Origin of the sequence: Streptomyces sp. NPDC087215, from assembly GCF_044744885.1 — a bacterium.
Classification (GTDB): domain Bacteria; phylum Actinomycetota; class Actinomycetes; order Streptomycetales; family Streptomycetaceae; genus Streptomyces.
In genome coordinates this window covers 63,522-75,964 of sequence record NZ_JBIUZD010000015.1, presented here as the reverse complement: position 1 = coordinate 75,964, position 12,443 = coordinate 63,522, and the positions used below count along the sequence as shown (strand labels likewise).

The following is a 12,443-nucleotide window of genomic DNA, read 5'->3' as shown; positions in this document are numbered from 1 at the left end:
CTGCGACGGCGAGTACAGAAAAGGGCGGTAATGAAAGCACGGTACGGGAGGAAGCCCCACAGGGCTCTGGCTGTCGTCGCTGTCGTGGCGCTGTCCGTGGTCGGCTGTGGGGCCCAGGACACCCCGAAGGACGAGAAGCCCCCGGCGAAGACGTCGGCGGCGTCCCCGAAGGGGGGCGCTCCCGCGCAGAGCACCCAGGGCGCGGAGGAGCCCGCCGAGACGCTGGCGCTCCTCAAGGGGCAGGACGGTTTCGAACTGACCATCAACTCCGCGGTGCGCGACGCCGGTGGATTCCTGACGGTCAAGGGCAGCCTCAAGAACACCAAGGACGAGGGGCGCGCGGTTCCCGACACACTGCGGGGGGACGAGACCGAGGTGCTCAAGCACGGGACCTCGCTGGGCGGGGCCACCCTCCTCGACTCCGCGGGCAAGAAGCGCTACTACGTCCTGCGGGACACGGACGGCCGCCCCCTGACGACCACGGGGCTCGGCATCCTGTCGGCCGGAGAGTCCGTCGCCGTCTTCCTCCAGTTCCCCGCCCCACCCCCCACCACCACCGACGTCTCCTTCCAGCTGCCCACCTTCGAACCCGCCACCCTCAAGCTCTCCTGAGGCGACGCCATGACGACGACATACCGCCGCCTCGCCGCTCTCGTGGTCGTTTCCGTGGTCCTGGGGACCCTCACCGGTCCCGTCGCCCACGCCGACGATCCGCCGGGTTCCGCCGGGACCTCCTCCCCGCCGCCCGCCATCGACTCCACCGCCCCGGGCCTGATGCTGCCCGACGGCGCCACCCTCGCGCCCGCCAAGGTCCTCGACATCAAGCAGATCGTCGAGGACGAGGGCGGTGAGGAGCGCCGTCAGGACACCAACGTGGACGTGACCTTCGCGCTCCAGGCCGAGGTCCTCTTCCCGAAGGACAGCGCCAAGCTGAGCCCCGCCGCCCACGGCCGTATCGCCGCCGTCGCCGCCGAGATCACCAGGCTCGGTTCCGGACGGGTCCGGGTCTTCGGCTTCACCGACGACCTGGGGACGTACGAGCACGGTCTGAAGCTCTCCAAGGAGCGTGCCGTCGCCGTGCAGCAGGTGCTGTCGCGGACCCTCCCGCCGGGCACCGCCTTCGACATCCGCGGCTACAGCGAGGACTTCCCGATCGCCGACAACGGCTCCGAGGAGGGCCGGAAGAAGAACCGTCGCGTCGAGATCTCCTTCCCCCGCACCTCGGCACCCTCCGCGCCCTCGGCTCCCTAGGCCGCGCTCCTGTCCGGATCGCGCCTCCCGCGCCGGTCCGGACAGGGGCCCCTTCCGGGATCGGTGAACCGTACGAATTTACCGAAGCACTCGGAAGGAGGACGTTCCGTATGGTCCTGGGAAAACCCGGCGAAAGGTGTCGTCAGGAAAGCGCAAAAGTGGGGGGACACCCCCGGTGACCGGGAGCACCCTGGACACATGACGACGACACCGGGTGAATCCCCGGGCGTGCAGCTGGTGAGTGACCTCGTCACCCGGCTGCCCGAGTTCCGGGGCAGGTACGAGAGCCACGTCTTCCATCAGGGCGCCGTGCAGCCGCACGTGTTCTTCTGGGACGTCGTCCAGGACACGGTCCGTTCCTTCCTCGGCGAGGACAAGGGCACGGCGGACTGGCGCCGGACGCTCGCCTTCCTGGAGGAGCAGTCCTGCCGGGGCGTCCTGGGCGTCGACGAGGTGATCGTCACCTCGTTCCTGGGCGACCTGCCCTCCCCGAAGGAACCGGGCCACGCCATCGTGGACCAGCTGGGTCCGCTGATGGCCGCGAGGTACGGCCGCATAAGGCCGCGCGGCTGAGACGGCGGGGGCGCCGGGATAATCGGGCGCATGTCCCTGCCCCGCCCCGTCAGCACCGCCCGCCCCACCAGCGCCTTGCGTCCCATCAGCACCTCGCGTCCCGACCGCCACACCCTCCTCGCCCTCGGCGGCTACGCGGCCACCCGGATCATCGGTCTCGCCGTCCTCGCCCTCGCCGCCGCCCTGACCGGCAAGGACGGGCTGCACCGGCTCAACGGCCGCTGGGACTCGGTCTGGTACCGGCGCATCGCCGAGCACGGCTACGGGTACGAGGTCACCCTCCCGAACGGTGACCTCCACGCGGACCTGGCCTTCTTCCCGCTCTTCCCGGCCCTGGAACGCGGCCTGTCCACCGTCCTGCCGATCGACGCGGCCACCGCCGGTCTCGTGGTCTCGTGGACCGCCGGGCTCGTCGCCGCCTGGGGCATCCACCGGTGCGGCACCCTCGCGTTCGGCCCGCGCGCGGGGGTCCTGCTCGCGGTGCTCTGGGGGGTGTACCCGACCGCGTTCGTGCAGTCGATGGCATATACGGAGACCCTGTTCACGGCCCTCGCCGCCTGGTCGCTGTACGCGGTCCTGCGCGGGCGCTGGCTCCTCGCCGGTGCGCTGTGCGCGGCGGCGGGACTGACCCGGCCGACCGCCGTCGCGCTGATCGCCGCCCTCGGGATCACGGCCCTCGTCACGCTGGTACGGGACCGGCGGCTGCCCCCGAGGGCGGTGGCGGGGGTGCTGCTCGCGCCGCTGGGCTGGCTCGCGTACATCGTGTACGTCGGTGTCCGGCAGGGCTCGGCGACCGCCTACTTCGAGGTGCAGGCCGCCTGGGGGAACTCCATCGACGGCGGTGTCGCCCTCGCCCGGTTCATCGCCGGGCTGCCGTGGCCCGCCGCCCTCGGGCTCTGCGCCGCGCTCGCCCTCCTGGGCTGGCTGGTCGCGCTGTGCGTCCGGCAGCGGCAGCCGCTGCCGCTGCTCGTCCACACGGTCGGCGTGGTCCTCGTCTCGCTCGTCGGCGCCGCGTACTTCGGGTCCCGGCCCCGGCTGATGATGCCCGCCTTCGGGCTGCTGCTGCCGCCCGCCGTGGCGCTCGCCCGGCTGCGGACCCGCACGGTGGTCCCCGTCCTGGCCGTCCTCGCCCTCGCCTCCGCCGGGTACGGGGCGTTCACCCTCCTCGGTCCGGGCCCGCCGTGACGACCGCCGGGAGCGCCCCGGCGCCCCCGGCCCGCCACAGCGACCGGTCGCGGGGTCTCCGTGGCGCCCCGGGCCCGCCGCGGCGACCGGCCGACGGGCATCTCGGCACCCGCCCCGGCGCCCGGCCGAGCGGCGCCCCGGCTACCCCGGCCCGTCGAGCCCGGCCCGTCGAGAGCCCGGTCCGTCGAGCCCGGCTCCGTCGACCCCCGACCCCGTCGAGCCCCCGTCAGGACCTCCCCGGGCCACCCGGCCCCCCACCACGCCGTCAGTTTCCGGACGCTCCCCCCGCTTCCCCCTCCACGCGCACGCGTACCCCCCGCCGCAGGCCCCAGGCGGCCATCGTGCCCGCCTCCGCCTCCAGGACATGGCGGCCGCGTGGCCGGATCATGCCGAGTCTGCCCGGCCGCATCGTCACGACCGACCGGACCCTGAACGAGCCGTCCAGATGGGCCACGTCGATCGGGAACCGCATCCCGAAGGTGTGGACGCTGTTCGTCCGGACGATCAGCAGCGCCCCCGCGATCCCGTCCCGGCCGAGCAGCCCCCGCCGCCGCGCGCGGTACGAGGCCGCCACCTCCAGCGGCACCCCCACCCCGCCGGGCACCGTCAGCGTCCCGGCCCCGTCCTTCCATCTCCCCATGCCCCAGACCGTAGCGCCGCCCCGGCCCCGGGGCGTCCCGTCCACCGGATCGCCGCTCCCCGGCCGGGCCCGACGAACGCACCGGCGAACGACACCAGCAGGGCGACACCAGCCCCTAGGGTCAGCCCCGTGTACGTCACCCTGATCGCCCTCGCCGCCCTCTGGGGCGCCGCCGCCGGTCTGCTCGTGCCGCGGGCCGCCTACCGGCTCGCCGTGGCCTCCGACGAGCCCCGGCGGGACCGCTGCCCCGCAGGGCACCCGTTCGCCGGGCCCGCGCGCGGCTGGCTCGGCGGCCCCGGCCGCGGGGAGTGCGCGACGGCCACCGCCCCGCTCACCGCGCCGCTGCTCACCGCCGTGAGCTGCGCCGCGCTCGCCGCCGCCACCGGCGGCCCCCGGCCCGAACTGGCCGTATGGCTGCTCGGCGCGCCCTTCGCGGTGCTCCTCGCCGGGATCGACGCGCGGGTGCGCCGGCTCCCGGACGGCCTCACCCTGCCGCTGGCCCTCGCCGTCCCGCTGCTCCTGGGCGCCGCCGTGCTCCTCCCGTACGAAGCCGGTTCCTGGCGGCACGCCCTGCTCGGCGCGCTCGTCCTGGGCGGTGCCTACCTGCTGCTCTTCCTGGTCAATCCGAGCGGGCTCGGCCTCGGTGACGTGAAGCTGGCGCTGCCGCTCGGCGCGGCCCTCGGCTGGTACGGCTGGGGCGTCCTCTTCGTCGGGGCCTTCGCCGGGTTCCTGTTCGGCGCGGTGTACGGCCTCGGGCTCGTCCTGCTGCGGAGGGCGGACCGCTCCTCCGCGATCCCGTTCGGCCCGTTCATGCTGGGGGGCGGACTGCTCGGTCTGCTCCTCGGCGCGTTCACGGCCGTCTCCTGAGGCGCTGCGAGACCCCTGAGGCACTTCGAGACCCCTGAGGCCTGTGGGGGCCCCGGCCACCCGCAACCGCGTCAACGGCTCACCCCGGCCGTCCCTCCTGGGAGGGACGGAACCCCGCCGCCACGCCGGGGCGCAAACCCGCCACAGGCCCCCGGAGCCCTTGTCCCACAAGGGATCCGACTCGTTCCGGCGACTTCCTCCGGCGCGCGTGGCGCGCGGCACGACTATCGAAGGGTTATGGTGGAAACCCCCCCTCGGGCCGGTCCGTATCCCCCCCACGGACCGGCCCGTTTTTTCTCTCCCGGCGATTCGCCCGGTGACCTGTCCGGTGATCCGTCCGGCGACACGCCGACGGATCCCAGGCCCGGGGCGGGGCTCAGCCCCGGCCGGCCCAGATGTTCGTGCCCTCGGTGTCGACGGCGAACGAGTCGATCTCCGCCAGCTCCTCCGAGGTCAGCGGGGCACCCGCCAGGGCCGCCACGTTCTCCTCCAGCTGCGCGACGCTGGACGCGCCGATCAGCGCCGAGGTCATCCGCTCGTCCCGCAGCACCCACGACAGCGCGAGCTGCGCCAGGGACTGCCCGCGCCGCTCCGCGATGTCCGCGAGACCGCGAAGGCGCCGCAGCACCTCGTCGGAGAGCAGGTTCGGGTCGAGGGACTTGCCCTGGGTCGCCCGGGAACCCTCGGGGATGCCCTTCAGGTACTTGTTGGTGAGCAGGCCCTGCGCCAGCGGCACGAAGGAGATGCAGCCCATCCCGGCCGCCTCCAGGGTGTCGAGCAGGCCGTCCTCCTCGGTCCAGCGGTTGATCATGGAGTACGAGGGCTGGTGGATCAGGGCGGGCACGCCCATCTCGCGCAGCAGCCGCGCGGCCTCGGCGGTCTGCTCGCCGTTGTACGAGGAGACGCCCACGTACAGCGCCTTGCCCTGCTGGACGGCGGAGGCCAGGGCCCCCATCGTCTCCTCCAGCGGGGTGTCCGGGTCGAAGCGGTGCGAGTAGAAGATGTCGACGTGGTCGAGGCCCATCCGCTTCAGGGAGGCGTCGAGCGAGGACAGCAGGTACTTGCGGGAGCCCCACTCGCCGTACGGGCCGGGGTGCATCTCGTACCCCGCCTTCGTCGAGACGATCAGCTCGTCCCGGTACGGCGCGAAGTCCTGGGCGAAGAGCTTGCCGAAGTTCAGCTCGGCGGAGCCGGGCGGCGGCCCGTAGTTGTTCGCCAGGTCGAAGTGGGTGACGCCGAGGTCGAAGGCGCGCCGGAGGATCGCACGCTGCGTGTCGAGCGCCCGGTCGTCGCCGAAGTTGTGCCAGAGGCCGAGGGAGATCGCGGGGAGCTTGAGGCCGCTGCGGCCCGAGCGGCGGTACTCCATGGTGTCGTAGCGGTCCGCGGAGGCGCGGTACAGGGGGGAATCAGTCACGTATCTCTGCTTATCACGGACTTGTGACAGTCCCGGGCTGGGAGGGCGTCGCCCGTGCGCAGTAGTGTGGCGGCTTGCGGACCGCCGCGGTGGGGCGGACCCGCCGCTGCACGGAGGGGTAAAGAACGGTGAACCTGCGCGACCTGGTGTACGGGCTCTACGCACGCCGGGTGGAAGGCCGCCTCGACCACACCCAGGTGCCCAAGCACATCGGGGTCATCCTCGACGGGAACCGTCGCTGGGCCAAGGCCTCCGGCGGGACCCCGGAGCAGGGACACCGGGCGGGCGCGGACAAGATCCAGGAGCTGCTCGGCTGGTGCGCCGAGACCGACGTCGAGGTCGTCACGCTCTGGATGCTCTCCACGGACAACCTGAACCGGCCCGAGGAACAGCTCGGGCCGCTGCTCGGGATCATCGAGAACGCCGTGCGCGCGCTCGCCTCCGACGGCCGCTGGCGGGTCCACCACGTCGGCACGATGGACCTGCTCCCGGCGCGGACGCAGACCGTGCTGAAGGAGGCCGAGCAGAACACCCACGACAACACGGGGATACTCGTCAACGTGGCGGTGGGCTACGGAGGCCGGCAGGAGATCGCGGACGCGGTCCGCTCGCTGCTCCTGGAGCACGCGGAGCGCGGCACGAGCTTCGAGGAGCTCGCCGAGACCATCGACGTCGAGCACATCTCCGAGCACCTCTACACGCGCGGCCAGCCCGACCCGGACCTGGTGATCCGCACCAGCGGCGAGCAGCGGCTCTCCGGGTTCATGCTGTGGCAGAGCGCCCATTCCGAGTACTACTTCTGCGAAGTGCACTGGCCCGCCTTCCGCAAGGTCGACTTCCTGCGGGCGCTGCGCGACTACGCGGCCCGCCACCGGCGCTACGGGACCTGACCCCGGCCCGGAACCTCCCCGGAACCTCCCTGGGACCTCCCCGGGACCCTCCCGGAACCGATCACCCGGTGTTCACGAACACGTCGTCGTGGGTGCCTGCATGGCGGCCCCTGTTCGAGGGCATATTCACGGTGAAGTGAGCGGCACGGAGACCGCCACCCGGGAGGCCCCTTGCACCAGGACGACCGTGCGGGACACGCACGGGAGAAGCGGAGGGCCGAGGTACGGCCCGCGCACGGCGGCCCGCACCCGGTCCCATTCCGCAGCGACACCTGTTCCGTCGCACCCCGACCTCACAGGGGTCTTCCGAGGGGGTCTGTCCTTCCGTGGTGACCAGCACGAAGCGCCGCCTTTCAGACCGGCGCACCTATGTTCTCGACACCAGCGTCCTGCTGGCCGACCCCAACGCGGTCTCCCGCTTCGAGGAGCACGAGGTAGTGCTCCCGATCGTGGTGGTGACGGAGCTGGAGGCCAAGCGGCACCATCCGGAGCTCGGCTACTTCGCCCGGCAGGCCCTGCGCCTCCTGGACGACTTCCGGGTCCGGTACGGACGCCTGGACGCCCCGCTCCCCATAGGGGATCTGGGCGGCACCCTGCGGGTCGAACTCAACCATTCGGACCCCTCCGTCCTGCCCGCCGGTTACCGGCTGGGGGACAACGACTCACGGATCCTCGCGGTCGCGCGCAACCTCCAGGCGGAGGGGTACGACGTCACGGTCGTCTCCAAGGACCTGCCGCTGCGCATCAAGGCCTCCTCGGTCGGGCTGCTCGCCGAGGAGTACCGGGCCGAGCTGGCCATCACGGACGCCAACGGCTGGACCGGGATGTCCGAGCTGGGGCTCTCCGCCGACCAGGTGGACCTGCTCTACGACCAGGACTCGCTGTACGTGCCGGAGGCCGCCGAACTGCCGGTCCACACGGGCCTGGTGCTCCAGTCCGAGCGCGGGAAGGCGCTGGGCCGGGTCACCCCCGACGGGAACGTGCGGCTGGTCCGGGGCGACCGGGAGGCCTTCGGGCTCCGGGGCCGCAGCGCCGAGCAGCGGATCGCCCTCGACCTGCTGCTCGACCCGGAGGTCGGCATCATCTCGATGGGCGGCCGGGCCGGCACGGGCAAGTCCGCGCTCGCGCTCTGCGCGGGCCTGGAGGCGGTCCTGGAGCGCCGCCAGCACCAGAAGGTGATGGTGTTCCGTCCGCTGTACGCGGTCGGCGGCCAGGAGCTCGGCTATCTGCCGGGCAGCGAGGCCGAGAAGATGAGCCCGTGGGCGCAGGCCGTCTTCGACACGCTGTCCTCGGTCGCGGGCCGGGAGGTCATCGAGGAGGTGCTCGGCCGGGGGATGCTGGAGGTCCTGCCGCTGACCCACATCCGGGGCCGCTCGCTGCACGACGCGTTCGTCATCGTCGACGAGGCCCAGTCCCTGGAGCGGAACGTCCTGTTGACCGTTCTGTCCAGGATCGGGTCGAATTCGCGGGTCGTGCTCACCCATGACGTGGCCCAGCGGGACAACCTCCGGGTCGGCCGGTACGACGGAGTCGTCGCCGTGGTCGAGAAGCTGAAGGGCCATCCGCTCTTCGCGCACGTCACGCTCACCCGCTCCGAGCGCTCCCAGATCGCGGCGCTCGTCACGGAGCTGCTGGAGGACGGTCAGATCTGACCGTTTCATGCGCATCCGTGCGCGTACGGAAGTTGGCGCCGTCCGGCCGGGCGCAGGAGCCTAGCCGGGCGGCGCCGCCGTGTCCGCCACATCCTCCAAAACACTTGCCCCCGGTCGGGTGTGAGCTTTCACACGCAAGCGGGAATTGCCTTGCGGTGGCGCCGTCCGGCAAAGTCTTGCTTCCGTCAGGCCCCGCATACGGCACACGTGCACCCTCGGGGGTGCCACAGCGTCACCACAACTCAACAGCCGTCAGCCGTATGCCGCCCACAGCACCACGGGCCCGTGTCTCCTGTGACCCCGTACGTCGGAGACCAGCGCCAGGGGCACGATTTCGCTCGCGTGGTCACCTGTGCGAGCGATGCTGGAAGGAAACCGTGTGAGCCGGATCTCGGTCCGGGGATTCGCGGTGGCTTCGGCCACTGCGGTCACCACCGTCGGCGCCGTCGTGGGCGTTGCGTCGGGTAACGCCGCTCAGCCCTCGGACGACAACTTCGAGGCCGCCGCGGCCGACACCACGCTGCTCGCGGACATCCCCGCGGGCGAGCAGGCCCAGGTACAGGTCTCGTCCCTCGCGGAGCAGGCCGACGTCCAGGCCGCCGCCGCGGACTCCGTCGCGAAGAAGTCCGCCGAGGAGACCGCCCGTCTCCGCGCGGCCAAGGACGCCGAGGCCAAGAAGGAGGCCGCCGACAAGGTGGCCAAGGCCGAGAAGGAGCGCAAGGAGAAGGAGAAGGAGGAGCGCGCCAGCCGTGCCGCGGCCCGCGACGCCTCGTCCTTCGCGCCCCAGAGCTCGTACTCCGTCGCCGAGGTCAAGGCGATGGCCCGCCAGATGGTCCCGGCCTCGCAGTTCCAGTGCTTCAGCAACATCGTGAACCACGAGTCCACCTGGAACTACCTGGCGGTCAACCGCTCTTCGGGCGCCTACGGTCTCGTCCAGGCGCTCCCGGGCAGCAAGATGGTCTCGGCCGGCGCCGACTGGCAGACCAACCCCGCCACCCAGATCAAGTGGGGCCTCAGCTACATGGACTCCAGGTACGGCGGCCCCTGCGGCGCCTGGTCGTTCTGGCAGGCCAACCGCTGGTACTAGTTCCGGGCGCTCAACCTCGGGAAGCCCCTCGCCGTCCTACGGTGAGGGGCTTCGTGCGTGTAGGTTCGAAGGTCCACCGCCTCCGGGGGAGTCGGCGGGAACGGAGTCGTCGGGGGGAAGAGGAAAGAGATGGCGAGAGTGCCGGCGTGGCTGGGACGGCTGGGCGCGGGCCTGAGCCGCATGGGTGAACGTCTCGACGAGCGCAGGGCCGAGGCGGAACGCGACGAACCGGTCGGACCGGTCGGGTCCCACAGGACCGCCGGGGACCCGGTCGGTGACACCGCCGGGCGGACGCCCGCTCCGGACCCGGACACCGCCGCGCCCCTCCCGGGGACGACCGCGTCCGAATCCGGCCGCTCCGTCCCCGCGCCCCCCAGCTACGCCCCGGCGGTCGCCGCCCGGCCCGATCCGGTCGACGCGATCCCCTGGGGGATGCGGGTGGCCGCCGAGGCGAGTTGGCGCCTCCTCGTCTTCGCGGGGACCGTCTGGATCCTGATGAAGGTGATCAGCTCCGTCCAACTGGTCGTCCTCGCCTTCGTCGCCGCGCTCCTCGTCACCGCCCTGCTCCAGCCCACGGTCACCATGCTCCGGCGCAAGGGCCTGCCGCGCGGACTCGCCACCGCCGTCACCGCCGTCTCCGGCTTCGTGGTGATGGGCCTGGTCGGCTGGTTCGTGGTCTGGCAGGTCGTGGACAACATCGACAACCTGTCCGACCAGATCAAGGACGGTATCGAGGAGCTGAAGCGCTGGCTGCTCGACAGCCCCTTCCATGTGACCGAGCAGCAGATCAACGGCATCGCGAAGAACCTCAGCGACTCCGTCGGCGCCAACGCCGAACAGATCACCCAGGTCGGGCTCCAGGGCGTCACGGTCGTCGTCGAGACGATGACCGGCATCCTGCTCGCCATGTTCTCCACGCTCTTCCTGCTGTACGACGGCAAGAAGGTCTGGGAGTGGACGCTCAAGCTGGTGCCCGCCCAGGCGCGGCCGGGCGTGGCCGGAGCCGGGCCGCGCGCCTGGCGCACCCTCACCGCCTATGTGCGGGGCACGGTGCTGGTCGCCCTCATCGACGCCGTCTTCATCGGTCTCGGACTCTGGTTCCTGGAAGTGCCGATGGCGGTGCCGCTCGCCGTCTTCATCTTCCTCTTCGCCTTCATCCCGCTGGTCGGCGCGGTCTTCTCCGGGGCGCTCGCCTGTGTCGTCGCCCTCGTCACCAACGGGCCCTTCACCGCCCTGATGGTGCTCGTCGTCGTGCTCGCGGTCCAGCAGATCGAGGGCCATGTCCTCCAGCCGTTCATCCTCGGGCGGGCGGTGCGGGTCCACCCGCTGGCCGTCGTCCTCGCGGTCGCCGCGGGCGGTCTGACCGCGGGCATCGGCGGTGCCGTCGTCGCGGTGCCGCTGGTCGCCGTCGCCAACACCGTGGTCGGCTACCTCCGTGCGTACAGTGCGGAGCAGGCGCTCCGCAGCACGCCGGAGCCGCGCGGGGCGACCGCGTTCGAAGTGGCGCCGACGCCCGCCCCCGGCACGCTCGCAGCCAAGGGGGAGGACACGTGATATCCGAGCCGGAGCTCGAAGGCGGCACGGGGTTCGACACGATCGAGGTGCTGACGGAGGTCCGTCCGCCGCGCGCCCCCCGGGCCCGGCGCCCGTGGCTGTGGGCGCTCGGCGGCGCGGTGCTCGCCTCGGCGGTCTGGGGCGGTGGGCTCTACGCGTACGAGCGACGGCAGGAGCGGGGGCCCGACCTGCGGGGGTACGGGCCGGTGGGGGCCGAGCTCTGCGAGAAGGCGGAGTTCAAGGCGCTCAGCGGCATCCTGGGCAAGCCCGGTGGAGCCGGGGACGGACCCCTGCTGGAGGAGCCGGCCCTCCTCATGTCCTCGTGCAACATGGCCTTCGGCTCGGCCGAGACCGGCTATCAGCTCTCCCTGCGCTACACCCTGCACAAGGTGACCGATCCGGGGCCGGAGTTCGCGGCACACGCGAAGTACTACGACCTGAACACCCCGATCGAGGGCATCGGGGACCAGGCGTTCTTCGACGACCGCAGTGGCGAGGGCGGTGAGATGCGCGTCCTCGACGGGCAGGCCGAGATCGAGCTGACCCTGTACCGGCAGTACGGCACCGACGCCGACGGGAACATGATCGAGGAGACGAAGCCGCTCGACCTCTCCGGCATCGAGGTCCCGATGACCCAGGACGTGCTGGCGCTGATGGAGGCGCTCAAGAAGTGACCCCGCCCGGTGCGCCGGGCAGCACGGAAGGGCCCCGGGGCGTGCTGCCCCGGGGCCCTTCTCGTACGGCTCGGACCGCGCCCGGCCCGCTCGGACCGGATCGGCCCGCTCGGCCTACTCGGCGGCGAGCACCGCTTCCGCGTCGAGGGTGACGCCGACCGCCTGGATCACCGCGGCGATCTTGACGGCCTCCTGGACGGTGGTGCGCTCGACACCGGCCTGGCGCAGGACCTGCTCGTGCGAGTCCAGGCACTGGCCGCAGCCGTTGATCGCGGAGACGGCCAGCGACCACAGCTCGAAATCGACCTTGTCGACGCCCGGGTTGCCGATGACGTTCATCCGCAGACCGGCGCGCAGCGTCCCGTACTCCGGGTCCGACAGCAGGTGCCGGGTCCGGTAGAAGACGTTGTTCATCGCCATGATCGCGGCGGCGGACTTGGCGGCCTGGTACGCCTCGGGCTTGAGGTTGGCCTGGGCCTCGGGCTCCAGCTCGCGCAGGACCTTCGGCGAGCGCGAGGCGATCGCGCAGGCCAGGACGGTGCCCCAGAGCTGCTGCTGCGGCAGCTCGCTGTTGCCGATGACCGAACCCAGGTTCAGCTTCAGGTCCTTGGCGAAGTCCGGCAGGGCGGACTTGAGTTCGTCGAGAGCCACGTCAG

General features: G+C 72.0%; 13 protein-coding genes. 10 read left to right on the top strand and 3 right to left on the bottom strand.

The features are described 5' to 3' along the window. Nucleotides 1–30 precede the first annotated feature (30 nt). The 4 genes from ACIO92_RS28590 to ACIO92_RS28575 all read left to right on the top strand — a co-directional run bounded on the left by ACIO92_RS28590 (nucleotide 31) and on the right by ACIO92_RS28575 (nucleotide 3,009). On the top strand, nucleotides 31–612 hold the full coding sequence (locus ACIO92_RS28590) for a hypothetical protein (RefSeq protein ID WP_402283314.1): 582 nt from the start codon (nucleotides 31–33) through the stop codon (nucleotides 610–612). 9 nt (nucleotides 613–621) lie between these two features. After that, nucleotides 622–1,251 carry an OmpA family protein gene (locus tag ACIO92_RS28585; RefSeq protein ID WP_366440004.1) on the top strand — a complete coding sequence of 210 codons (630 nt, stop codon included), beginning with the start codon at nucleotides 622–624 and terminating at the stop codon, nucleotides 1,249–1,251. A gap of 198 nt (nucleotides 1,252–1,449) precedes the next feature. Then, on the top strand, nucleotides 1,450–1,824 hold the full coding sequence (locus tag ACIO92_RS28580; protein ID WP_366440005.1) for a hypothetical protein: 375 nt from the start codon (nucleotides 1,450–1,452) through the stop codon (nucleotides 1,822–1,824). A gap of 30 nt (nucleotides 1,825–1,854) precedes the next feature. Further along, entirely contained in the window at nucleotides 1,855–3,009 is a 1,155-nt protein-coding gene (locus ACIO92_RS28575; RefSeq protein WP_402283312.1) for a hypothetical protein, read from the top strand. Between the two features lie 265 nt (nucleotides 3,010–3,274). On the opposite strand, the gene ACIO92_RS28570 is transcribed toward ACIO92_RS28575, so the two are convergent. Beyond that, nucleotides 3,275–3,649 carry a DUF192 domain-containing protein gene (locus ACIO92_RS28570; RefSeq protein ID WP_366440007.1) on the bottom strand — a complete coding sequence of 125 codons (375 nt, stop codon included), beginning with the start codon at nucleotides 3,647–3,649 and terminating at the stop codon, nucleotides 3,275–3,277. A 129-nt stretch (nucleotides 3,650–3,778) separates the two neighbouring features. Between ACIO92_RS28570 and ACIO92_RS28565 the strand changes: the two genes are divergently transcribed. Then, complete coding sequence (locus tag ACIO92_RS28565; protein WP_401240805.1) at nucleotides 3,779–4,516, top strand: prepilin peptidase; 738 nt, start codon at nucleotides 3,779–3,781, stop codon at nucleotides 4,514–4,516. 376 nt (nucleotides 4,517–4,892) lie between these two features. On the opposite strand, the gene mgrA is transcribed toward ACIO92_RS28565, so the two are convergent. Beyond that, on the bottom strand, nucleotides 4,893–5,930 hold the full coding sequence (gene mgrA / locus ACIO92_RS28560; RefSeq protein ID WP_366440009.1) for an L-glyceraldehyde 3-phosphate reductase: 1,038 nt from the start codon (nucleotides 5,928–5,930) through the stop codon (nucleotides 4,893–4,895). 128 nt (nucleotides 5,931–6,058) lie between these two features. On the opposite strand from mgrA, the gene ACIO92_RS28555 reads away from it, so the two are divergent. The 5 genes from ACIO92_RS28555 (at nucleotide 6,059) to ACIO92_RS28535 (ending at nucleotide 11,787) form a co-directional block, all read left to right on the top strand. Continuing rightward, entirely contained in the window at nucleotides 6,059–6,820 is a 762-nt protein-coding gene (locus ACIO92_RS28555) for an isoprenyl transferase (RefSeq protein ID WP_351791197.1), read from the top strand. A gap of 326 nt (nucleotides 6,821–7,146) precedes the next feature. After that, nucleotides 7,147–8,472 carry a PhoH family protein gene (locus ACIO92_RS28550; RefSeq protein WP_366440010.1) on the top strand — a complete coding sequence of 442 codons (1,326 nt, stop codon included), beginning with the start codon at nucleotides 7,147–7,149 and terminating at the stop codon, nucleotides 8,470–8,472. A gap of 379 nt (nucleotides 8,473–8,851) precedes the next feature. After that, the gene (locus tag ACIO92_RS28545; protein WP_366440011.1) at nucleotides 8,852–9,559 is read left to right on the top strand and encodes a transglycosylase SLT domain-containing protein; all 708 of its coding nucleotides are present in this window, start codon (nucleotides 8,852–8,854) and stop codon (nucleotides 9,557–9,559) included. 129 nt (nucleotides 9,560–9,688) lie between these two features. Beyond that, the gene (locus ACIO92_RS28540) at nucleotides 9,689–11,113 is read left to right on the top strand and encodes an AI-2E family transporter (protein ID WP_402059814.1); all 1,425 of its coding nucleotides are present in this window, start codon (nucleotides 9,689–9,691) and stop codon (nucleotides 11,111–11,113) included. Further along, nucleotides 11,110–11,787 (top strand): hypothetical protein, encoded by a 678-nt coding sequence (locus ACIO92_RS28535; RefSeq protein WP_366440013.1) that lies wholly within the window; start codon nucleotides 11,110–11,112, stop codon nucleotides 11,785–11,787. The genes ACIO92_RS28540 and ACIO92_RS28535 overlap by 4 nt, the downstream gene beginning before the upstream one ends. Nucleotides 11,788–11,901: 114 nt before the next feature. On the opposite strand, the gene ACIO92_RS28530 is transcribed toward ACIO92_RS28535, so the two are convergent. Next, complete coding sequence (locus ACIO92_RS28530; RefSeq protein ID WP_366440014.1) at nucleotides 11,902–12,438, bottom strand: alkyl hydroperoxide reductase; 537 nt, start codon at nucleotides 12,436–12,438, stop codon at nucleotides 11,902–11,904. Nucleotides 12,439–12,443 lie beyond the last annotated feature (5 nt).